At 46.2% G+C, this 20,789-nt stretch carries 21 protein-coding genes; 6 read left to right on the top strand and 15 right to left on the bottom strand.

The features are described from left to right. Positions 1–178: 178 nt before the first annotated feature. Genes asd through leuC form a run of 5 tightly spaced genes read right to left on the bottom strand, consistent with a single transcriptional unit; the run spans position 179 to position 4,646 of the window. Positions 179–1,306, bottom strand: a complete 1,128-nt coding sequence (gene asd, locus ACO0LE_RS08410; RefSeq protein ID WP_422959951.1) for an aspartate-semialdehyde dehydrogenase — start codon at positions 1,304–1,306, stop codon at positions 179–181. Between the two features lie 55 nt (positions 1,307–1,361). Next, a complete protein-coding gene (leuB, locus tag ACO0LE_RS08405; protein WP_422959950.1) occupies positions 1,362–2,432 on the bottom strand; it encodes a 3-isopropylmalate dehydrogenase in 1,071 nt (356 codons plus the stop codon). A 16-nt stretch (positions 2,433–2,448) separates the two neighbouring features. Then, positions 2,449–3,096 carry a 3-isopropylmalate dehydratase small subunit gene (gene leuD, locus ACO0LE_RS08400; protein ID WP_422959949.1) on the bottom strand — a complete coding sequence of 216 codons (648 nt, stop codon included), beginning with the start codon at positions 3,094–3,096 and terminating at the stop codon, positions 2,449–2,451. Between the two features lie 2 nt (positions 3,097–3,098). Beyond that, the gene (locus tag ACO0LE_RS08395) at positions 3,099–3,221 is read right to left on the bottom strand and encodes an entericidin A/B family lipoprotein (protein ID WP_422959948.1); all 123 of its coding nucleotides are present in this window, start codon (positions 3,219–3,221) and stop codon (positions 3,099–3,101) included. 21 nt (positions 3,222–3,242) lie between these two features. Beyond that, complete coding sequence (gene leuC, locus ACO0LE_RS08390; RefSeq protein ID WP_422959947.1) at positions 3,243–4,646, bottom strand: 3-isopropylmalate dehydratase large subunit; 1,404 nt, start codon at positions 4,644–4,646, stop codon at positions 3,243–3,245. Positions 4,647–4,702: 56 nt separating this feature from the next. Between leuC and ACO0LE_RS08385 the strand changes: the two genes are divergently transcribed. Further along, a complete protein-coding gene (locus ACO0LE_RS08385; protein ID WP_422959946.1) occupies positions 4,703–4,921 on the top strand; it encodes a hypothetical protein in 219 nt (72 codons plus the stop codon). A gap of 350 nt (positions 4,922–5,271) precedes the next feature. Here ACO0LE_RS08385 and aroC read toward each other — a convergent pair whose 3' ends face one another. After that, positions 5,272–6,360, bottom strand: coding sequence for a chorismate synthase (gene aroC, locus ACO0LE_RS08380; protein WP_422959945.1), 1,089 nt, complete (start codon positions 6,358–6,360; stop codon positions 5,272–5,274). 311 nt (positions 6,361–6,671) lie between these two features. On the opposite strand from aroC, the gene ACO0LE_RS08375 reads away from it, so the two are divergent. The 3 genes from ACO0LE_RS08375 to ACO0LE_RS08365 all read left to right on the top strand — a co-directional run bounded on the left by ACO0LE_RS08375 (position 6,672) and on the right by ACO0LE_RS08365 (position 11,399). Continuing rightward, complete coding sequence (locus ACO0LE_RS08375; RefSeq protein ID WP_422959944.1) at positions 6,672–8,909, top strand: bifunctional diguanylate cyclase/phosphodiesterase; 2,238 nt, start codon at positions 6,672–6,674, stop codon at positions 8,907–8,909. A 372-nt stretch (positions 8,910–9,281) separates the two neighbouring features. Continuing rightward, entirely contained in the window at positions 9,282–10,622 is a 1,341-nt protein-coding gene (locus ACO0LE_RS08370; RefSeq protein ID WP_422959943.1) for a sensor histidine kinase, read from the top strand. An 18-nt stretch (positions 10,623–10,640) separates the two neighbouring features. Beyond that, positions 10,641–11,399, top strand: a complete 759-nt coding sequence (locus tag ACO0LE_RS08365) for a LytR/AlgR family response regulator transcription factor (protein ID WP_422959942.1) — start codon at positions 10,641–10,643, stop codon at positions 11,397–11,399. Between the two features lie 166 nt (positions 11,400–11,565). On the opposite strand, the gene ACO0LE_RS08360 is transcribed toward ACO0LE_RS08365, so the two are convergent. The 3 genes from ACO0LE_RS08360 to ACO0LE_RS08350 form a co-directional block, all read right to left on the bottom strand. After that, a complete protein-coding gene (locus tag ACO0LE_RS08360; RefSeq protein WP_422959941.1) occupies positions 11,566–12,576 on the bottom strand; it encodes an inorganic phosphate transporter in 1,011 nt (336 codons plus the stop codon). Positions 12,577–12,745: 169 nt separating this feature from the next. Beyond that, positions 12,746–13,372 (bottom strand): DUF47 domain-containing protein, encoded by a 627-nt coding sequence (locus ACO0LE_RS08355; RefSeq protein ID WP_422959940.1) that lies wholly within the window; start codon positions 13,370–13,372, stop codon positions 12,746–12,748. 118 nt (positions 13,373–13,490) lie between these two features. After that, positions 13,491–14,879: a replicative DNA helicase gene (locus tag ACO0LE_RS08350; RefSeq protein ID WP_422956485.1), complete on the bottom strand. Its 1,389-nt coding sequence runs from the start codon at positions 14,877–14,879 to the stop codon at positions 13,491–13,493. Here ACO0LE_RS08350 and ACO0LE_RS08345 point away from each other — a divergent pair. Further along, a complete protein-coding gene (locus ACO0LE_RS08345) occupies positions 14,878–15,072 on the top strand; it encodes a hypothetical protein (RefSeq protein ID WP_422959939.1) in 195 nt (64 codons plus the stop codon). The two genes, ACO0LE_RS08350 and ACO0LE_RS08345, sit on opposite strands and share 2 nt — an antisense overlap. A 10-nt stretch (positions 15,073–15,082) precedes the next feature. On the opposite strand, the gene rplI is transcribed toward ACO0LE_RS08345, so the two are convergent. Genes rplI through rpsF form a run of 4 tightly spaced genes read right to left on the bottom strand, consistent with a single transcriptional unit; the run spans position 15,083 to position 16,554 of the window. Beyond that, complete coding sequence (rplI, locus tag ACO0LE_RS08340) at positions 15,083–15,535, bottom strand: 50S ribosomal protein L9 (protein ID WP_422956484.1); 453 nt, start codon at positions 15,533–15,535, stop codon at positions 15,083–15,085. A gap of 27 nt (positions 15,536–15,562) precedes the next feature. Then, positions 15,563–15,847, bottom strand: a complete 285-nt coding sequence (gene rpsR / locus ACO0LE_RS08335; protein WP_126773305.1) for a 30S ribosomal protein S18 — start codon at positions 15,845–15,847, stop codon at positions 15,563–15,565. Between the two features lie 9 nt (positions 15,848–15,856). Then, positions 15,857–16,156 carry a primosomal replication protein N gene (gene priB, locus ACO0LE_RS08330; RefSeq protein WP_422959938.1) on the bottom strand — a complete coding sequence of 100 codons (300 nt, stop codon included), beginning with the start codon at positions 16,154–16,156 and terminating at the stop codon, positions 15,857–15,859. A gap of 29 nt (positions 16,157–16,185) precedes the next feature. Next, positions 16,186–16,554 carry a 30S ribosomal protein S6 gene (gene rpsF / locus ACO0LE_RS08325; RefSeq protein WP_422956482.1) on the bottom strand — a complete coding sequence of 123 codons (369 nt, stop codon included), beginning with the start codon at positions 16,552–16,554 and terminating at the stop codon, positions 16,186–16,188. Between the two features lie 277 nt (positions 16,555–16,831). Here rpsF and lexA point away from each other — a divergent pair, with 277 nt between their 5' ends. After that, positions 16,832–17,500 (top strand): transcriptional repressor LexA, encoded by a 669-nt coding sequence (gene lexA, locus ACO0LE_RS08320; protein WP_422959937.1) that lies wholly within the window; start codon positions 16,832–16,834, stop codon positions 17,498–17,500. 71 nt (positions 17,501–17,571) lie between these two features. Here the strand turns inward: lexA and ACO0LE_RS08315 are convergent, their stop codons facing one another. Both ACO0LE_RS08315 and lon read right to left on the bottom strand, forming a co-directional pair. Then, positions 17,572–18,225 carry a C40 family peptidase gene (locus ACO0LE_RS08315; RefSeq protein ID WP_422959936.1) on the bottom strand — a complete coding sequence of 218 codons (654 nt, stop codon included), beginning with the start codon at positions 18,223–18,225 and terminating at the stop codon, positions 17,572–17,574. Between the two features lie 125 nt (positions 18,226–18,350). Further along, positions 18,351–20,759 (bottom strand): endopeptidase La, encoded by a 2,409-nt coding sequence (gene lon / locus ACO0LE_RS08310; RefSeq protein WP_422959935.1) that lies wholly within the window; start codon positions 20,757–20,759, stop codon positions 18,351–18,353. Between the last annotated feature and the right edge of the window lie 30 nt (positions 20,760–20,789).

Below are 20,789 nucleotides of genomic sequence, written 5' to 3'. Positions count from 1 at the left end.
GATTTGTCAGTATGGTAAATACATTAAGAGGTCAAACTATTTGCGTTTAGTATAAATCGTTGTTGCAGTTTGACAATCCGGAGAGAAGAACGGTAAAAAACCCTCAAAAAATTAAAAAGGAGTGAATTCACTCCTTTTTATCCTACTGGCTTAAAGCATTCAGAATGACATATCGTATTTATTCTGCAACCAAGAGACGTAACATACGACGCAAGGGCTCTGCAGCACCCCACAATAATTGATCGCCCACCGTGAAAGCAGATAAGTATTCGCCGCCCATCTGCATTTTACGCAGACGTCCGACAGGAATAGTTAGGCTGCCAGTCACTGCAGCAGGAGTCAAGTCACGCATAGAGGCTTCACGCTCGTTGGGTACAACTTTAACCCATTGATTATTTTGCGCAATGATGTCGTTGATTTCATCTAAAGGCACGTCTTTTTTGAGCTTGATGGTCAATGCCTGAGAATGACAACGCATCGCACCGATACGAATGCACAAACCATCAACCGGGATTGCCTCAGAACCAAAAGCAGCGCCTTTACCTAAGATTTTGTTAGTTTCAGCACCAGCTTTCCACTCTTCTTTAGAGACGCCATTTCCCAGATCTTTATCAATCCAAGGAATCAGGTTACCTGCTAATGGAACACCAAACTGCTTCGTTTCGTCGCCAGTAAATGCATGTTGCTTAGCCAGTACTTTGCGATCAATTTCCAGAATTGCCGCTGCCGGGTTATCCAGCAAAGCCTTAACTTCGGCGTTGATACTGCCAAATTGCGTTAACAGCTCGCGCATGTGTTGCGCCCCACCACCCGAAGCAGCCTGATATGTCATGGAGGACATCCAGTCAACCAGGTTATGCTGGAACAGACCGCCCAAGCCCATCAACATGCAGGAGACCGTGCAATTACCGCCGATATAATTCTTCACACCACGACTTAATGCGGTCTTGATCACATCGAGATTAACCGGATCAAGAACGATCACTGCATTGTAGTCCATACGCAGAGTGGATGCCGCGTCAATCCAGTAGCCGTCCCAGCCCGATGCACGTAATTTAGGGAAAATTTCCGTCGTGTAGTCACCGCCCTGGCAGGTAATAATAATGTCGCACTTCTTCAGCGCATCAATATCATTTGCGTCTTTCAATGTTTTTTCATTTTTTGCCATCGCAGGGGCTGTGCCACCTGTATTGGATGTCGAAAAAAACACGGGTTCGATATGAGCAAAATCGCCCTCTTCCTGCATGCGCTGCATCAGGACTGAACCCACCATTCCACGCCAACCTACCAGACCAACTAGTTTCATCATCTTTCCCTAAAATTTGCAGGCAATCCCTGCTGATTTACATACCAACCACTTTCTAAGTCAACGCACTTACTACCGCATTACCCATTTCAACGGTACCAACTTTCGTTGTACCTGCCTCAAAAATATCCGGTGTACGCAAGCCTTGTGACAATACCTTCTTGACGGCATTCTCAATACGGTCAGCCTGCTCAGCTTTACCCAAAGAAAAACGCAGCATCATGGCCGCAGAGAGTATCGTTGCCAAAGGATTTGCCACGCCCTTGCCGGCGATATCCGGTGCAGAACCATGCGAAGGCTCGTACAGGCCCTTATTATTTGCATCCAGAGACGCGGATGGCAGCATGCCGATAGAACCGGTCAGCATTGCCGCCGCGTCCGACAAAATATCACCAAACATATTGCCAGTCACAATCACATCGAATTTTTTCGGCGCACGTACCAGTTGCATCGCGGCGTTATCAACATACATATGATCCAGAGCCACATCAGGATATTCTTTATGTACGTCGGTCACGATATCTTTCCAGAACTGAAAAGTCTCCAGTACGTTCGCTTTGTCCACACTGGTCAGACGTTTTGAGCGTTTTTGCGCTGCCTGAAAAGCGACATGAGCGATGCGACGGATTTCTCCCTCGGCGTACCGCATAGTATCGAAACCTTCGCGTTGACCTTTAAACGGACCATCCGGGCACTCTCTTACGCCACGCGGCTGCCCAAAATAAATGTCACCGGTCAATTCACGGATAATCAATATATCCAGACCAGAAACTACTTCAGGTTTTAAAGTCGAAGCGCCCGCAAGCTCAGGATATAAAATTGCTGGCCGGAGATTCGCGAACAGATTCAAGTTTTTACGCAAGCCGAGAATCGCCTGCTCCGGGCGCAACGCACGCTCCAGTGTGTCGTACTTCCAGTCACCGACCGAGCCAAACAGCACCGCATCCGCATCCAGCGCCAACTTCAGCGTTGCTTCTGGCAGAGGATGCCCGCTCGCTTCGTAGCCCGCGCCACCAACTGGCGCTGTTTCCATTTCAAATGACTCACCCAGCACATTCAAAACTTTTACCGCTTGTTCGATAATCTCAGGGCCAATGCCGTCGCCCGGCAAAATTGCTATTTTCATGTTTTGTCAAATTCAATTAAATCGTATTAGCCAACCAGGGTTGCATTGCGATATGACGCTCTTCAAATGCGCGGATCTTGTCGGCCTGACGCAAGGTCAAACCGATGTCATCAAGGCCATTGAGCAAACAATATTTGCGGAAGGTATCCACGTCAAACGGATAACTTACACTCCCGCTCGATGTCGTCACGACTTGTTTTTCCAGATCCACGATAAGGCGAAAACCAGGAAAAGCCTTGACCTCGTTAAATAACTGATCAATTTGCGTCTCGCTCAAAACAATCGGCAGCAAGCCATTTTTAAAACAGTTATTAAAGAAAATATCCGCAAAACTAGGCGCAATCACAGCACGAAAGCCATACTGATCCAACGCCCAAGGTGCATGTTCACGAGAAGAACCACAACCAAAATTTTTACGCGTCAGCAGAATCGAAGCACCTTGATAGCGCGCCTGATTCAACACAAAATCAGGATTTAACGGGCGCTTAGAATTATCCATTCCGGGCTCACCGTGATCCAGATAACGCCACTCATCAAAAAGGTTAGGTCCAAAACCACTACGCTGTATTGATTTTAAAAACTGCTTAGGAATGATGGCATCAGTGTCGACATTGGCTCTATCCATAGGCGCAACGAGACCATCAAGAACGGTAAATTTTTCCATGATTATTTTTTACCAGCGCCTTCAACCACTTCGCCTGCTTTTTTGACGTCTTTACCAATGCCTTGCACTGTATTGCAAGCAGCCAGAACAAACACGCAGACAGCCAAAGTAAATAATTTTTTCATGTTAATTCCTTCAAATAAAAATTAGCGCAAAGCGCGGACATCAACAAAATGACCGGCAATACCTGCCGCAGCAGCCATCGCAGGAGAAACCAGATGAGTACGGCCGCCCTGCCCCTGACGACCTTCAAAATTGCGATTGGATGTAGAGGCGCAACGCTCACCTGGCTCCAGGCGATCTGCATTCATCGCCAGGCACATTGAGCAACCCGGCTCACGCCATTCAAAACCTGCATCACGGAAAATTTTATCCAAACCTTCGCGCTCAGCCTGATCTTTGACCAGACCAGAGCCTGGCACCACCATGGCCAGCTTGACGTTCGACGCACGGAATTTGCCGCGCACCACAGCCGCAGCGGCACGCAAATCTTCTATACGGGAATTAGTGCACGAGCCGATAAACACTTTGTCGATGCGGATATCTTCAATTGCTGTGTTCGGCTTCAATGCCATGTAAACCAAGGCTTTTTCCATTGCATCACGTTTAACAGCATCTTTTTCCTGATCTGGATCTGGTACGCGAGCATCGATACTGACCACCATCTCTGGGGATGTACCCCAAGTAACTTGTGGCTTGATCTCGGCAGCATTCAGTGTCACAACCATGTCAAATTTTGCGCCGGCATCAGTGTGCAAGGTGTTCCAATAAGCGACAGCAGTATCCCAGTGCGGGCCGACCGGCGAAAACGGACGGCCTTTTACATACTCAATCGTGGTCTGATCAACCGCGATCATTCCTGCACGGGCACCTGCCTCGATAGCCATATTGCATACGGTCATACGACCTTCCATCGACAGACTTCGTATTGTTGAGCCAGCAAACTCAATCGCATAACCGGTACCACCGGCCGTGCCAATTTTGCCGATGACAGCCAGCACAATATCCTTTGCGGTAACGCCTGCTGGCATTGCACCGTCCACCTGTATCAGCATGGCTTTGGACTTTTTAGCAATCAGTGTTTGCGTGGCCAACACATGCTCGACTTCGGACGTACCAATGCCATGCGCCAGGCAGGCAAACGCGCCATGAGTCGAGGTATGTGAATCACCACAGACAACCGTCATACCGGGCAAAGTGGCACCCTGCTCCGGTCCGATGACGTGCACAATACCCTGACGCTTATCGTTCATACCGAAATAAGTCAGTCCGTATTGCTTTGCATTGGCATCCAGCGTCTCTACTTGCAAACGAGAGGTAGGATCGTCAATACCGTTAATACGATTCGTCGTTGGCACATTGTGATCTGCGACGACTAAATTCGCGGACAAACGCCAAGGCTGGCGCCCCGCCAGTTTGAGCCCCTCAAAAGCCTGCGGGCTGGTAACTTCATGCAGTAAATGACGGTCTATATACAAGATGGCCGTACCATCGTCGTCGGCATGAACTACGTGGGACTCCCACAGTTTGTCGTAAAGCGTTTTAAGCATGATCTGAAGCCTGCACGATGATTTAAAAAGCGGTAAATAATGAAAAACTAAATCGTATGCTGCGCAAACAAAATAAACAAACGGCAGGAATAGGCCAAGAATTGATCAGCAGGCACAACACATGCACAGAGGAATGCCGGACATCGATTCGCTTAGTCTGGCTTGAGCAACAACTAAACGAACACAAAGAATCGAGCGTGATGGATGAGCGAATTTACACAGCGCTGTCGGATGACTATGCAGCAAAACCGATCAATCGTGCACCACGCAAGTGATTTTGTGGCCTTTAAGACCGAGTCCGGGAGACTCTTATGCAAGATTTGAGTTTGATTATGCCACAATTGTGCATTGCAGAACCGTGTCACGCATCAATTTAAGGCATCCAGGTTTCAATATAAAAAACCTGAATAGCGACTTAAAGCAAAATTTTTGTTGGAAAAATCAAGGGAATCAGAAAAATTCCCCTATTTTATTTGGCGAAGCAAGCGCACCGAGATAAAACAATGCGTCCAGGATAAACCTGCGGAAAACTAAACATACTCCGGGCAAGTATATATTTCAGCACCAATAAAGAACAGCGCGATTGAAGGTGTTTTTAAACATACTCACCTTATTTCATATTTTTCTATTTAAAAGCGGTGACTTGCACATCACCGCATTGCGCCCTGTGCCTCAAGGCGTGATCCATCAGCACCAATGCCAGCATGGCCTCAGCGATCGGCGTGGCGCGAATACCAACACATGGATCGTGACGACCAAAAGTTTCCACCATCACAGGATTGCCGTCCTTGTCGATTGATCGGCGCGAGGTCCTAATAGAGGAAGTAGGCTTGATCGCGATGGACACAGTAATGTCCTGTCCTGTTGAAATCCCACCTAAGACGCCACCGGCATTATTACCAACAAAACCTTCCGGCGTTAACTCATCACCATGTTCGGAACCGCGCTGGGTGACGCATTGAAATCCAGCACCGATTTCCACACCTTTGACCGCATTAATCCCCATCATAGCGTAGGCAATCTCGGCATCCAACTTGTCATAGATAGGCTCCCCAAAGCCAACCGGCACGCCACTCGCAACCACATCAATACGCGCGCCGATGGAGTCGCCATCTTTGCGCAGCGCATCCATATAATCTTCAAGCTGCGCAATTAACGTCACATCATTGTTTGGTGCAAAAAATGGATTTTCAGGTACATGATCCCAGGACTGAAAGGGAATTGCGATATCGCCTAACTGACTCATGCCGCCCTTAAAGGTGGTGCCGTATTGCTGCTGCAACCATTTTTTGGCAATCGCAGCGGCACCAACAACAGGTGCAGTCAAACGTGCAGAGGAACGACCACCGCCGCGCGGATCACGGATGCCGTATTTGTTCCAATAGGTAAAATCAGCATGTCCCGGGCGAAAGGTTTCGGTGATATTGCCATAGTCCTTACTACGCTGATCCTGGTTACGGATCAGCAAAGCAATCGGCGTCCCCGTTGTTTTGCCTTGATATACACCCGACAAGATTTCTACGGTATCTGGCTCCTGTCTTTGCGTGACATGACGCGAGGTACCAGGTTTGCGCCGATCCAGTTCCGGCTGAATATCCAGCTCAGACAACTCCAGACCCGGAGGGCAACCATCAATGACACAACCAATCGCTGGTCCATGAGACTCGCCAAATGTGGTTACAGTAAATAAAGTTCCAAAAGTATTACCAGACATAGTGTTCTGCAAAATTTTATTCAGGATTGACGCAATTCTAACAGCGATCCCCATTAACCGGACAAAAACCCTGAAACAGACACATCCAAAACATCAAAAAACAGCCACAAAACATCTACCGCCCCTACAAATTCCGTTTTTATAGAGACAAACTACGATTTATTAAGTTTTCTTGTTTTATACTGGGTACACAGAGCATTTGTGACTTGGCTGTTTGTAAATTTAATGCGATAGTTCCATACAAACATAACCTTTAAGATTTGTAGTCAAAATATAAATCCATTCTTGGAGTCGCTTCTCAGATGAATGCAATGATCCACTCTTCCGAAGATGATCTGGTCTTTCTGGATGAACCAGAGGAAAGTGACGCTTCGACAGTGACCAAGCTTCACCCAACGTGGCGAATCATGATCATCGACGATGATCCGGATGTACATTCAGCGACAACGTTTGCCTTAGGCAGTCTGGAGATCCAGCATCGTCCGCTAAGTTTCCTACATGCGTATTCAGCTGCCGAAGCACGCGACATACTGCAACACGAAACAGATATAGCGATCATTCTGCTAGACGTCGTGATGGAGCAAGAAGATGCGGGACTCCAGCTCGTCAGCCACATACGCAAGACACTGGGACTCGCCGATGTACGTATTATCCTGCGCACAGGCCAGCCAGGCTACGCGCCAGAGATAGACGCTATTCGTGATTACGACATCAACGACTACAAAACCAAATCTGAACTAACCCGCACCAAACTCTACACTGCAGTCACATCCGCGATTCGCTCCTACGAACAAATTTGCGCGATCAGCGCCAGCCGTCGCGGACTTGAACTGATTATCAACGCTAGCACTGAGCTGATGGCATTACGTGGTTTACAGAATTTTGCATCAGGCGTGCTCACCCAAATCTCAGGTCTGCTTGGCAATCAGGCAGAAGGCTTTGTCTGTTCACAGCAAGGTGCAGACGGAGAAAAAGAACTTAAAATCATCGCCGCGACGCACTCGTTCCAACACCTGATCGATCATCCGGTCAGCGATGTCGTCGATGAGAAGGCGAATGCGATCGTACAAAGGTCAATGCAGGAGCGCTGTAATTTATACGAGCCTGAATCAACAACACTGTACTTCAGCAATGTTGCAGATCGCGACCTGACTGTTTACCTGAATATTGGACTGAACCTGAGCGAGATGGACAAACGTCTGCTCGAAGTCTTTTGCAATAATGTCTCTGTTGGTCTGGATAACGTCATGTTGACCTCACGGTTACACAGCTATGCGTTTTATGACCCGCTCACCAGCCTGGCAAACCGGCTCAAATTATTGCAGACGTTAAATGAAACTCTGCAATCGCCGCTCAAAAAACATAGTGCCCTATCATTGATTGACATCGATCATTTCGCCGAAACCAACGACGCTCTAGGCCATCAGTTCGGTGACATGCTGCTGTGTGCTGTCGCCCAGCGTCTGGTCAAGCATTTTGGCGAAGATTGTCAGCTTGCCCGCGTGGGAAGTGATACTTTTGCGCTACTGGGTGACGAAGAAATGGTGTGTCCACAAGCGATCCTGACCTTGTTTACGCCGCCATTTCAGGTCGATCGACAGGATGTGCAATTATCTGCAACGATCGGCTTAGTTGAACTATCTGACTACGATGGTGACGGGTCTGAAGCCCTCAAAGACACTAACATTGCGCTCAAGCGTGCAAAAACGCATCAACGTGGTAGCTTTGTCTACTTCACACGAGACATGGGTGTGGAAATACGTGAACGTGTGCGCCTGATGCACGCTTTGCGCGCAGCATTTGAAAATGAAAAATTGTTTCTGGTGTTCCAACCACAAATTGACATGTCAAATGGACAGGTAGTCGGAGCAGAAGCCCTGCTCCGCTGGAAAACCGAGGAAGGCAAATTTGTTCCGCCCGATTTATTTATTCCTATCGCCGAATATTCTGGCCTGATCGTTGACATCGGGGAGTGGGTACTGCGCACAGCATGCCGTGAATTGGTTCATTTGCGTAGCTTAGGGTATAAAGACTTTCAGATGGCGATTAACGTCTCGCAGGCACAATTCTCTCATCCGCTGTTTATGCAATCCCTTAACAGCGCCTTGCAAGATACTCAGGCACCGCCAGAATCGATTGAGTTGGAAATCACCGAATCGATGGCAATGAAGGACCCGGAACTGCTGATTAAAACTCTGCATCAGATTAAACAACTAGGTATTAAGATTTCGATTGATGATTTTGGTACAGGGTTCTCGTCACTGAGTCATTTACAAAAACTCGATATCGACAAACTAAAAATTGACCGTGCTTTTGTCAATGAAATCAGACAAGACTCAGGCGAAGGTAGCATTGCCAAAATGGTAGTTCAACTAGGCAAAAGTTTAGGCATCGCCATCATCGCAGAAGGAGTAGAGAGCGAGATGCAAGCGCAGACGCTGCTCTCATTCGGCTGCCATTTAGCGCAAGGCTATTTGTATGCCAAACCAATGACAAGAGAAGATTTGCACCCTTGGTTAGAAAATAAGCGGCAACTCAAGAGTAATTAATTTCCCGGATTTAAAAATGGCATATGTGATGGCTGAAGCCAGTACATGTGCCATTTTTATCATATTGCACACAAATGAATTGTGTCGCCATAAAATTGCTTATTTCACCACATCTCACCGCCATAAAAAAGTTTAAGGACGAAGAACCTATTTTATCTGCGCCTTCATCTGTGTATTCGCCTGTATTTTCATCTGCATACCAGAATGGAATTTTCTATTTCTATTCCCCCGATTTTGCAGACTGTCGCATGCTGATGGTAATCGTCACTCTATTTCTTTAGAGTGACAACATGCCGCAAAACAGTATGCAATGCCTGATCTCAACTTGATTGGCAAAGCAAAAAAAGTAAATCATTATCAGAAAGCCTCATCATGAATCCCAACGCGATCCAAACCATCAAAGAACTTATCAATGCATTCTTGCATTGGTTAAGTAAAGCGTTTGACAAGACTGCTGCCTGGGTGACAACCTTATCCTGGTGGAAATTTTTTCTATTCGCGTTAATCATGATGATTGCCGGCTCCATCTTCCAGGACAATATTCTGAACTCAGACGATGGCGTCATTGTCCCCAATAAAAAAGCTGCGAAAAAAGCAAGCAAAACAAAAAGTATCAACGATGGCGATACGAATATCGAGATCGACGGCACCGGGATTCACATCCGCAAAAATAAGACTGATGGTGGTGGCAAGCAAATCGAAATTGATGAAAATGGCATCCGTGTTCTGAAAGAGGGCAGCTCCTCCACACCACCTGCTCCGTCAGCAGTACCGGCACAACCTGAGCCACCCAATGCATCTAATCCGACCTCACCGCCAAGCCCTCCGGCAATGCCAGACATGCCCAAAGCAGGCCAGGATGACATCCATATCAAATTACCTCCAGACATTGCCCAGGAAATCAGTAATGACATTGAAGATGCTGTTGCCGACGCCGCTGATGAAGAAGTAAAAAGCTACCAGAAGAAATCATCTAAATGGTTTATGAACTTTGTCATGCTTTTGATCTTCGGCCTTCTCGGGATGAAGGCATTAATGGGCGGCAAAGTTCGCGCTGAAGAGAAAGCCAAAGAAGCTAATCTGTCCGCTGAAAGGGAGTCTTTATTGCGTCAGGTCAGTGAGGCACAGATGCAAATGATGCAGGCACAAGTCGAGCCGCATTTCCTCTTCAACACGCTGGCATCCGTCGAATATTTAATCGAGACAGATCCGCCAAGAGCTGCAGCAATGCAACGCAGCCTGATTTCCTACCTGCGTGCCGTATTGCCACAAATGCGTGAGAATGCTGCCAAAACGAATCTCGGGCGTGAAGCCGATATGGTGAAGTCTTATCTCGAGCTCTTAAAGATGCGGATGGAGGAACGCCTGGAAGTCGACTTTAATATGCCAGAAGGATTACGCAGCGCCTCATTCCCACCAATGATGTTGCAATCACTGGTTGAGAACGCGATCAAACATGGATTAGAAGTCAAAGCGGAAGGTGGCACCGTACACTTTCATGCCGAGGTCGCGCACAATAAATTACGCGTCTCTGTCAGTGACAATGGTCTCGGTTTCGGCGCAATGCCTAGCAACGGCACCGGTCTGGGCTTGCAAAATATTCGCGAACGCTTGAAGCTCATTTACAAAGAAAAGGCACAAATGATCATTACACCCAATCAACCGACAGGAGTTTGCGTTACTATAGAAATACCTTATGAGTTAGCCAACTAATTAACCAGAATTTTTACTATGCCTACAGCGATACTAGCCGATGATGAAAGACTGATGCGTGACCAGTTAAGGTCACGCCTGGAGCAGGTCTGGCCAGAATTGCACATTCTTGATGAAGCAAAAAATGGTGAAGAAGCCATACAACTAGTCGATAGCCTGACACCGGACTTCGTATTCCTAGACATTCGCATGCCAGTCAAAACCGGTCTAGAAGCAGCAAAAGAAATCGGGGGCAAGGCACATATCGTTTTCATTACAGCGTACGACCAGTACGCAATTGAAGCATTCGATCACGGCGCCGTCGATTATGTATTGAAGCCTGCAGACATAGACCGTCTGACCAAAACAGTCGAGAGATTAAAGGCACGGCTGAGTAGTAAAGATGAACCAAATGACATGAGCAATATGCTGGCCCAGCTTGCCAAGCAGATGGGTATCGGCACCAAGGTCAATTATTTACAATGGATACAGGCATCGATTGGGCAAGAACTACGTTTGATTCCGGTAGAGGAAATTTTATTTTTTCAGTCGGACGAAAAATATACCCGTGTACAGACAGCAAGCTATGAGGCATTAATCAGAAAACCGGTTCGCGATCTCGCCGAGGAGCTTGATCCAGCTTTATTCTGGCAAATCCACCGCGCTACATTAGTGAACGCAAAAGCAATATCAGGTGTTGTCCGTGATTTAAGAGGCCGCCACTTGGTACAGATAAAAGGACTGACAGAGAAACTCGAAGTTAGCCGCAGCTTTGTGCATTTGTTTAAGCAGATGTAATTAGAATTTCGAGATCACTGGTGATTTTGTTCCTGCAAATACAAAAGCCGCCACCATATTATATGGTAACGGCTTTAGTGAAGAAATATACTCCCCTACTGTATTCTTTAAAGAGCCTTATCAATAAAGCGGAACAGCTCTGTTTGCATTTATTTTGTGGGGAGTATTATAGAATATGTCGCCCTATCCACCATGCGATCGCCGCAACAAATGCACTGGCCGGAATAGTCAAAATCCAGGCCCACACAATATTACCGGCAACACCCCAGCGGACGGCAGACATTTTCTGAGCTGAACCAACACCGACAATGGCACCCGTGATGGTGTGTGTTGTTGATACCGGTATTCCGAAATGAGAGGCAACAAATAAAGTGATAGCGCCACCGGTCTCAGCACAAAAACCACCGACAGGTTTTAGTTTAGTGATTTTCTGACCCATGGTTTTCACGATCCGCCAGCCACCGAACAGAGTGCCAAGTCCGATGGAAGCGTAGCAGGAAATGACGACCCACATTGGCGGCAAGGCATCGCTATTTGACACATAGCCAGCAGACACTAGCAACATCCAGATAATGCCGATGGTTTTTTGTGCATCATTGCCCCCGTGACCAAGGCTGAACATTGAGGCGGAAACCAATTGCAAACGCCGGAACCATTTATCAACCTTCAATGGCGTCGATTTCACAAACAACCATGAGACAATCAGCATCATGACCGATCCCAATACAAACCCCAGCAAAGGTGATACGACGATAAAAATAATTGTGGTCCACAAACCTTTTGAGACTAAAGCACCCGTTCCAGCCTTTGCCACAGCGGCGCCAACAAGACCACCGATCAGCGCATGAGATGACGAAGATGGAATACCAAAATACCAGGTAACCAAGTTCCAAAAAATAGCACCAACCAACGCGCCAAAAATCACATAATGATCAACAACGGACGGATCGATCGTACCCTTGCCAATTGTTGCAGCAACTTTCAGCTGAAAAAACAAAACAGCAATGACATTAAAAAACGCTGCCATCGCGACCGCTTGCTGCGGTTTTAAAACTCCTGTCGATACCACTGTCGCAATCGCGTTAGCAGCATCATGGAAGCCATTCATAAAATCAAATAACAAAGCCAAGATCACCAATAAGGCGATGACGTACAGGCTCATGTGGACGGTTTGCATGGAGTTCACTTCTCTATTAAGTTCTCATGTCAATTCTCTAAATTCTGAATAGTAGAGAACGAGTACTTGTTAAATCTAAATCTATTAGCTTAACTGCCCAATCGATCGTATAGGGGCAGATAAAAACCAAGGCAGCCTAGGGTGACTCAATCAGCCTCACTGTTTGGACTCAAGCGTTTTCGACAATAATACCTTCAATGATATTGGCGACATCTTCGCAACGATCAGTGACGGTTTCGAGAATCTCGTAAATCGCTTTCAGCTTGATCAGATTACGCACATCCGGCTCATCACGGAACAGCTTGGACATCGCAGCGCGCATCACGTGATCTGCATCAGACTCCAGACGATCGATCTCTTCGCAGATCGATAGCATCTGACGTGAATTCGCCATATTAGGCAACAGCGCTACAGCATCTTTCACCTTTTCAGCGCAAGCCAGGCAGAGCTCGGCAAGACGCTTCGCCTCAGGCGTGATCTCGCGGATATCATACAAAGAGATAGTCTGACCAGCGTCCTCCAGCAAATCCAGAATGTCGTCCATACTAGTAATCAGCTTATGGATATCATCTCTATCCAGCGGCGTAATAAATGTCTTATGCAGCAGTTCAATTGTATTGTAGGTGACGGTATCTGCCTGTTTTTCAATCGCTTCGATCGCATGAACCCTGATCTCCAGATCATCGAAGTTAGTCATCAGAGCGACCATTTCTTTCGATCCTTTTACGCACAACTCAGCATGCTGATTAAAGAGTTCAAAAAACTTTCCCTCTGTGGGCATCAATCGTCCAAACATTTTTTTCTCACTAAAGTAGTAACGCTAAAATTGTGCCGAAGCTACAGGAACGTGTCCTACAACTCCAGACGCTGCTTCATATTGAATAAATTTACTAAAACCAACTGCGAAAATTTGATTATTCGTTATCGCCATACACAGATAATGATCCGGTGTAATTATCAAATTTGGTGTACTCACCCAGAAATGTCAGGCGTACGCTGCCAATAGGGCCATTACGCTGTTTGCCGATGATAATTTCTGCGGTACCCTTATCGGGCGAGTCAGGGTTATAGACCTGATCACGATAAATAAACAAGATAACGTCTGCATCCTGCTCAATCGCACCAGATTCGCGCAAATCCGACATAACGGGACGCTTATTAGGCCGTTGCTCAAGCGAGCGATTCAACTGGGATAATGCGATAACAGGACACTGCAATTCTTTCGCCAGACCTTTTAAGCTACGAGATATTTCAGAAATTTCTGTCGCCCGATTTTCACCGCCAGAGTTACCTGACATCAGTTGCAAGTAATCGATAATGATCAATCCCAATTTGCCACATTGACGTGACAAACGACGTGAGCGGGCACGCAACTCAATAGAACTAAGTGCCGGCGTTTCATCAATGTACAACTGTGCATCGTTCATTTTTTGAATCGCATGCGTTAAGCGCGGCCAATCCTCATCAACCAAGCGTCCGGTACGTAACCGGTGCTGATCCAGGCGACCAACGGAACCCAGCATACGCATTGCTAATTGCGCGCCGCCCATTTCCATCGAAAACACGGCGACTGGCAAACCACTTTCAATAGCAACGTTTTCACCAATGTTAATAGAAAATGCCGTTTTACCCATCGATGGACGACCTGCAACAATAATTAAATCACCAGGTTGCAATCCTGATGTCATACGATCCAAATCAGCAAAGCCAGTAGGAACACCAGTAATATCACTGGTGTGATCACGGTTATATAACTCATCAATCCGCTCAACAACTTGCGTCAACAAAGGCTGAATCGCCGTAAAGCCTTGAGCCCCGCGCGCGCCCTCTTCCGCAATCGCAAAAATCTTCGACTCAGCTTCGTCAAGCATTTGCTTAACTTCTTTGCCTTGCGGATTAAACGCATTCCCGGCAATTTCGTCAGAGACCGATATCAATTTACGCAAGACACCACGGTCGCGCACAATCTCTGCATAACGACGAATATTGGCTGCAGACGGCGTATTTTGTGCTAGCGCGTTCAGATAGGTCAGGCCACCTGCATCATCAGCCTTATTGATTCCAGTTAGGGCCTCATATACCGTAATGACGTCAGCGGGCTTTGTCGCATTAATCAGCTTAACAATCGCCTGAAAAATAATACGGTGGTCATATCGGTAGAAATCATCCTCACGGATAAAGTCAGCGATCCGGTCCCAGGCAGCATTATCAAGCAACAGCCCACCAAGCACAGACTGCTCTGCCTCGATGGAATGTGGGGGAACGCGAATGGAATCTAATTGCGGATCGGAAGGTGCTTTCATGGCGCGCATTATACCTTTTTATTCCGCTTCAAAAACAAAGAAAGCAAAGCAAATGCCTTACCCAAACCGCAAGTACTTGACGCATCAAAGATGGAACAAACATGCAAAACACCATCAGAAAAAATCACCAAACATATATCAAACTGTTATTAACGTAAAAAAGCCGGGCAAGCCCGGCTTTTTCTACGACTAAAATGAGCGTATTAAGCGTGCTCGCCCAATACAGCAACAGTCACGTCAACAACGACGTCTGTGTGCAATGCAACAGCAACAGAATGATCGCCAACAATTTTCAACGGACCTTGTGGCATACGAATCTGCGCTTTTTCAACCGCGAAACCTTGTTTTACCAGAGCTTCAGCGATGTCAAAGTTAGTCACAGAACCGAACAAACGGCCATCAACACCAGATTTCTGCGAAATCTGGACTGTCAAACCTGACAGTTTTTCACCAGCAGCTTGCGCTACAGCTAAGCGTTCAGCAGCAGCTTTTTCTAAGTCTGCACGTTTCGCTTCGAATTCAGCGATTGCAGCGGCTGTTGCACGACGAGCCATACGTTGTGGGATCAAGAAGTTACGTGCGTAACCATCTTTAACTTTAACTACATCGCCCAGATTGCCGAGATTAACGACTTTATCAATCAGAATAACTTGCATATTTTTCTCCTAGTACCTTGTCGTCAATTACGCTGTGTGCAGATCAGTGTACGGCAGCAACGCGAGGTAACGTGCGCGTTTGATCGCTGTGTCAACTTGACGTTGGTACAGTGCTTTAGTACCAGTCAAACGTGCTGGCATAATTTTGCCGTTTTCTTGCACGAAATCTTTTAATGTGTCGACGTCTTTGTAGTCAACTTGTGCCACATGAGCTGCTGTGAAGCGGCAGAATTTTTTGCGTTTGAACAAAGGATTTTGTTGCTGACGCTTTTGTTTCAATTTGCTTTTGTCAAATTTTTTACCGAATGCCATTTTTGGCTCCTAATCTAGTAAAGTCGCCTCGAAATCAGTGATGTGAAATACGAGACTTTTGCTGTTACGGTTCTTGCGCGACAAAAAACCTGTGAATTGCATAACCACTCCCAGCTCTATCTCTAAAAATCGTTTTGAAATATTACCTGCTGCAATGGCATTAATTTCAAACTCGACTACACGCTGAGTATTCGCTTGCTCTTGCTTTGAAGTATGCGTCAGTACCGCAGAAGCTATCGGAATTCCTGCTGGCGTATAGCGCAGCGCCGATTTCTCTAAAATACTGGCAACAACTTTAAGCTGATTCACTGATTTATGTTGCGTCCTCTAAAGCTCAATTATGCCGCTGGCGCTTCTACGCGTTGCGTTTTAGCAGCATCTTCTTTCTGTACAGCTTTCATCATTGGAGATGGTGCTGTTTCAGCTTTTTTCATTTTGACTGTGAGGTGGCGCAGAACTGCATCATTGAATTTGAATGCGGTTTCCAACTCGAGCAGAGTCTCAGCATCGCACTCAATGTTCATGCAAACATAATGTGCTTTAGCCAGTTTTTGAATCATGTAAGCCAATTGACGACGGCCCCAGTCTTCGACGCGGTGTACTTGGCCGCTGCGTGCTACTACAGAAGCTTTGTAACGCTCGATCATTGCAGGCACTTGCTCGCTTTGATCAGGATGTACGATAAATACGATTTCATAATGACGCATATATTCTCCTTGTGGACAATAAAATAGCCCGCCTCGGCGTCAAGACGAGTGCGGGAAGAGGAAAAGCCCACGATTATACTGCATTTTTTGAATTTACTCAATAGTTTCAAGCACTTATTGCGTACACAGAAAAAACTACTGATCCAATACACTTTTCCGATTCAGGCTCAGGTTCTAAATGAAAAAATTTTGGCTATTCAGAAATTTATGTTTATACTGTACAAAAATACAGGCTGCATATAAACCCAGCCAAACTTTACCCAATTGGAATTCTGACATGCTAAAACTTACTGCCCGCCAAGAACAGATTCTGAATTTGATTAAAGATGCCATTCAAAATACCGGCTTTCCGCCGACGAGAGCAGAAATTGCCAACGAACTAGGATTTCGCTCAACCAATGCAGCCGAGGAACACCTGCAAGCACTAGCCCGCAAGGGAGTTATAGAAATAGCTCCGGGAACATCGCGTGGCATACGCCTGCTTGACTCTGCTTTGAGCAATCTCAAAGGGAAATTTAGCGCTGGAACACAAATGGCATTGCCCCACCCTGCTTTGATGCAACTCAGTCTGCCTTTAGTTGGCAGAGTGGCTGCCGGCTCACCTATTTTGGCTCAAGAACATGTAGACACAAATTACCAGGTTGACCCCGCATTATTTTCTGCAATACCTGACTACTTACTAAAAGTCCGCGGCATGTCTATGCGTGACGCAGGTATTTTTGATGGCGATTTACTCGCGGTAAAAAAATCGAGTGAAGCAAAAAATGGACAGATCGTTATTGCTCGCATGGGCGACGATGTGACTGTCAAACGATACAAAAAAACTGGCAGTATCATTGAATTACTCGCTGAAAATCCCGACTATCCCAACATTAAAATTGCTGAACAAGATGAAGATTTTTCTCTGGAAGGCTTAGCCGTTGGCTTGCTCCGTGCCTGGACTTAACCAAACTTAGCAAGACTCTAAACATGCACAAGTAAGCAACTGATTTGTGCATGCTGATCAGAATAGTGACTTTATCCTTCAACTATATCCGATACCTGCAGCACCTCATAATCCGCAAGAAATTCAGCCATTGATTGATAGGTAACACCCCGCTCAGAATGAGCATGCCACACGTTACCCTCAAAATATATGCCAACGTGGTGGATACCTCTCCCGCCTTTTCTTGTGCAAAAAATCAGGTCGTGATTGACCACTTCAGCGAGTTTTTTTGAACGACCAAGGCGACGTTGATCGTAAGAATTTTTAGGAATACTCTTAGCTAAAACATCATAATAATAGCGTTGAGAAAAACCAGAACAGTCAATACCAGCACGAGTTATACCGCCCCATATATAAGGCGTTGCAAACCAATATTGAAAAAATACATCAGAACTTAGATCTATAGATTCAACAGGAATGTAGGCATGAATATCTGCATCAATATTAACTGCAGCAGCATGAACCCAGCCTATCACTCCATCCCACTTCATGACTAAAGCAAAATCAAGGTGTGTACCAAGAATGCGAACAACCTCCTCAACATCACACTGGGTTTGACGGAACCGGTCTTTTTCATCGGAGTTCATCGATGAGTAAGTCGGCTCAGGATGCCTCAATACATCCATTAAATATAGAGCCCTTCCATACACACCACTGAACCATTGGTCTTTTTCAATATGAACCATTATTTGATTTCTCGATTAAATCCAAAATAATTTCATGGCATCGTGATTTAAATTACGATGCAAATAAAAATAGCCGCTGATTTAAACAGCGGCTATTTTGAGGTAAACCCTAGGAGATTAAACAATCAATGTTTTACGACGCCAGTGTCACTAACAGTTTCTGTTTTGGCTGCGGCAGCAACCAAAACTTCTTCATCAGTTAACGCAACCGGCATGCGCTCAAGTGCAATTTCCAAAACCTTGTCAATCCAGCGCACAGGAATAATTTCCAATTTATTTTTTACGTTATCAGGAATATCGGCTAAATCTTTGGCATTTTCCTCTGGTATCAATACAGTCTTAATACCACCGCGATGAGCTGCCAATAATTTCTCTTTCAATCCTCCAATAGGCAGAACTTCGCCACGCAAAGTAATTTCGCCAGTCATCGCAACATCAGCGCGGACAGGGATGCCTGTAAAAACAGATACCAGTGCAGTCGTCATCGCAATGCCGGCAGAAGGACCATCCTTAGGAGTCGCTCCCTCTGGCACATGAATGTGAATATCACTTTTTTCAAAAACATCATTCTTGATACCTAGGCGCTTAGCCCGGCTACGAACTACTGTACGAGCAGCTTCAATTGACTCCTTCATGACATCGCCTAAAGTGCCTGTACGTATTACTCCGCCTTTTCCGGGCATTGCAACGGCCTCAATCGTCAACAGATCTCCGCCGACCTCTGTCCATGCAAGACCAACGACTTGTCCAACTTGATTTTCTTTCACTGCGACGCCAAAATCATAGCGACGAACACCAAGGAACTTATCAAGATTCTTAGAGGTGATCGTTGCTTTTTTCTCGCTCTTTTTCAATAAAAGCATCTTCACTACTTTACGGCAAATCTTGGAAACTTCACGTTCCAGGGAGCGCACGCCCGCTTCTCTGGTGTAGTAACGAATGATGTCGCGAATCGCACTTTCGGATATATTAATCTCGCCGTCTTTTAAGCCATTATTCTTAATCTGTTTTGGCAACAAGTAGCGTTGAGCAATGCTAGTCTTTTCATCTTCGGTATAACCTGACAGACGTATAACCTCCATCCGATCTAACAAAGCGGGCGGAATATTGTACGAATTAGAAGTCGCCACAAACATTACGTCGGACAAATCGAAGTCAACCTCAATGTAATGATCTGAAAAAGTATGATTTTGCTCAGGATCTAAAACCTCCAGCAATGCAGACGACGGATCACCGCGGAAATCAGCCCCCATTTTATCAACCTCATCCAGCAGGAATAAAGGGTTGCGTACGCCAACCTTAGACAAACTCTGCAAAATTTTACCTGGCATAGAACCGATGTAAGTACGACGATGGCCGCGGATTTCAGCTTCATCGCGCACTCCACCTAAAGCCATACGCACAAACTTACGATTTGTTGCACGGGCAATCGACTGTCCTAGCGAAGTCTTACCAACACCTGGAGGACCGACCAGGCACAAGATCGGAGCTTTTAACTTATCGACGCGCTGCTGAACGGCAAGATATTCCAAGATCCGTTCTTTGACCTTATCTAAGCCGTAGTGATCATCTTCCAACACTTTTTCTGCATTGGTCAGATCATTATTAACTTTGGATTTTTTCTTCCACGGTAAATTAACGATGGTATCGATGTAATTTCTTACAACGGTCGCCTCTGCCGACATAGGAGACATCATCTTGAGTTTTTTCAACTCAGCCATGGCCTTATCGCGCGCCTCTTTGGGCATTTTAGCGGCAACAATTTTCTTTTCCAGCTCGTCGATGTCTGCGCCCTCGTCGCCCTCGCCCAACTCTTTCTGAATCGCTTTAACCTGCTCATTCAAATAATATTCGCGCTGAGACTTTTCCATCTGACGCTTTACTCGTCCACGGATACGCTTCTCTACCTGCAGAATATCGAGTTCACCTTCCAATTGTCCAAGCAAATGCTCGAGCCGCTTGGATACACTGAAGATTTCCAAAATAACCTGCTTCTGTTCAAGTTTTAATGGCAGATGAGCGGCAATCGTATCGGCAAGGCGACCAGCGTCGTCAATACCAGATAAAGAAGCCAAGATTTCAGGAGGAATTTTTTTATTCAATTTGACGTATTGGTCAAATTGTTGGACGATTGCGCGGCGCATCGCTTCAACTTCGGAGTCATCACCCTCTTCTGGAGGTACGGGCGTGAGATCCGCCGTAAAATGCGATTCAGTTTCGGTAATCTTGTGGATGCGTGCACGCTGCGCGCCCTCGACCAATACCTTGACGGTGCCGTCAGGTAATTTCAACATTTGCAAAATGTTAGCGATACAACCGATCTCGTAAATATCGTCAGCGGATGGTTCGTCCTTGGCAGCAGCTTTTTGGGCTGCGAGCATGATGCTCTTTCCCTGCTCCATTGCCGCCTCTAAAGCCTTGATAGACTTTGGCCGGCCAACAAATAAGGGGATAACCATATGTGGGAAAACCACCACATCGCGCAAAGGCAATAACGGCAATTCTGTTTGTTCAGTGATTATGGAAGTTGTCATGGCGCACCTTATTCAAAATTTCTAGTAGAT

This window comes from Undibacterium sp. Xuan67W (genome assembly GCF_049340165.1).
GTDB lineage: Bacteria > Pseudomonadota > Gammaproteobacteria > Burkholderiales > Burkholderiaceae_D > Undibacterium.
This window is presented reverse-complemented; position numbering and strand designations above follow the sequence as displayed.

Bases quoted from the DNA above. Each gene is read 5' to 3' on its own strand.
- asd (WP_422959951.1), bottom strand. From the start codon at position 1,306: ATGAAACTAGTTGGTCTGGTAGGTTGGCGTGGAATGGTGGGTTCAGTC.
- leuB (WP_422959950.1), bottom strand. From the start codon at position 2,432: ATGAAAATAGCAATTTTGCCGGGCGACGGCATTGGCCCTGAGATTATC.
- leuD (WP_422959949.1), bottom strand. From the start codon at position 3,096: ATGGAAAAATTTACCGTTCTTGATGGTCTCGTTGCGCCTATGGATAGA.
- ACO0LE_RS08395 (WP_422959948.1), bottom strand. From the start codon at position 3,221: ATGAAAAAATTATTTACTTTGGCTGTCTGCGTGTTTGTTCTGGCTGCT.
- leuC (WP_422959947.1), bottom strand. From the start codon at position 4,646: ATGCTTAAAACGCTTTACGACAAACTGTGGGAGTCCCACGTAGTTCAT.
- ACO0LE_RS08385 (WP_422959946.1), top strand. From the start codon at position 4,703: ATGCTGCGCAAACAAAATAAACAAACGGCAGGAATAGGCCAAGAATTG.
- aroC (WP_422959945.1), bottom strand. From the start codon at position 6,360: ATGTCTGGTAATACTTTTGGAACTTTATTTACTGTAACCACATTTGGC.
- ACO0LE_RS08375 (WP_422959944.1), top strand. From the start codon at position 6,672: ATGATCCACTCTTCCGAAGATGATCTGGTCTTTCTGGATGAACCAGAG.
- ACO0LE_RS08370 (WP_422959943.1), top strand. From the start codon at position 9,282: ATGAATCCCAACGCGATCCAAACCATCAAAGAACTTATCAATGCATTC.
- ACO0LE_RS08365 (WP_422959942.1), top strand. From the start codon at position 10,641: ATGCCTACAGCGATACTAGCCGATGATGAAAGACTGATGCGTGACCAG.
- ACO0LE_RS08360 (WP_422959941.1), bottom strand. From the start codon at position 12,576: ATGCAAACCGTCCACATGAGCCTGTACGTCATCGCCTTATTGGTGATC.
- ACO0LE_RS08355 (WP_422959940.1), bottom strand. From the start codon at position 13,372: ATGTTTGGACGATTGATGCCCACAGAGGGAAAGTTTTTTGAACTCTTT.
- ACO0LE_RS08345 (WP_422959939.1), top strand. From the start codon at position 14,878: ATGGCGCGCATTATACCTTTTTATTCCGCTTCAAAAACAAAGAAAGCA.
- ACO0LE_RS08350 (WP_422956485.1), bottom strand. From the start codon at position 14,879: ATGAAAGCACCTTCCGATCCGCAATTAGATTCCATTCGCGTTCCCCCA.
- rplI (WP_422956484.1), bottom strand. From the start codon at position 15,535: ATGCAAGTTATTCTGATTGATAAAGTCGTTAATCTCGGCAATCTGGGC.
- rpsR (WP_126773305.1), bottom strand. From the start codon at position 15,847: ATGGCATTCGGTAAAAAATTTGACAAAAGCAAATTGAAACAAAAGCGT.
- rpsF (WP_422956482.1), bottom strand. From the start codon at position 16,554: ATGCGTCATTATGAAATCGTATTTATCGTACATCCTGATCAAAGCGAG.
- lexA (WP_422959937.1), top strand. From the start codon at position 16,832: ATGCTAAAACTTACTGCCCGCCAAGAACAGATTCTGAATTTGATTAAA.
- ACO0LE_RS08315 (WP_422959936.1), bottom strand. From the start codon at position 18,225: ATGGTTCATATTGAAAAAGACCAATGGTTCAGTGGTGTGTATGGAAGG.
- lon (WP_422959935.1), bottom strand. From the start codon at position 20,759: ATGACAACTTCCATAATCACTGAACAAACAGAATTGCCGTTATTGCCT.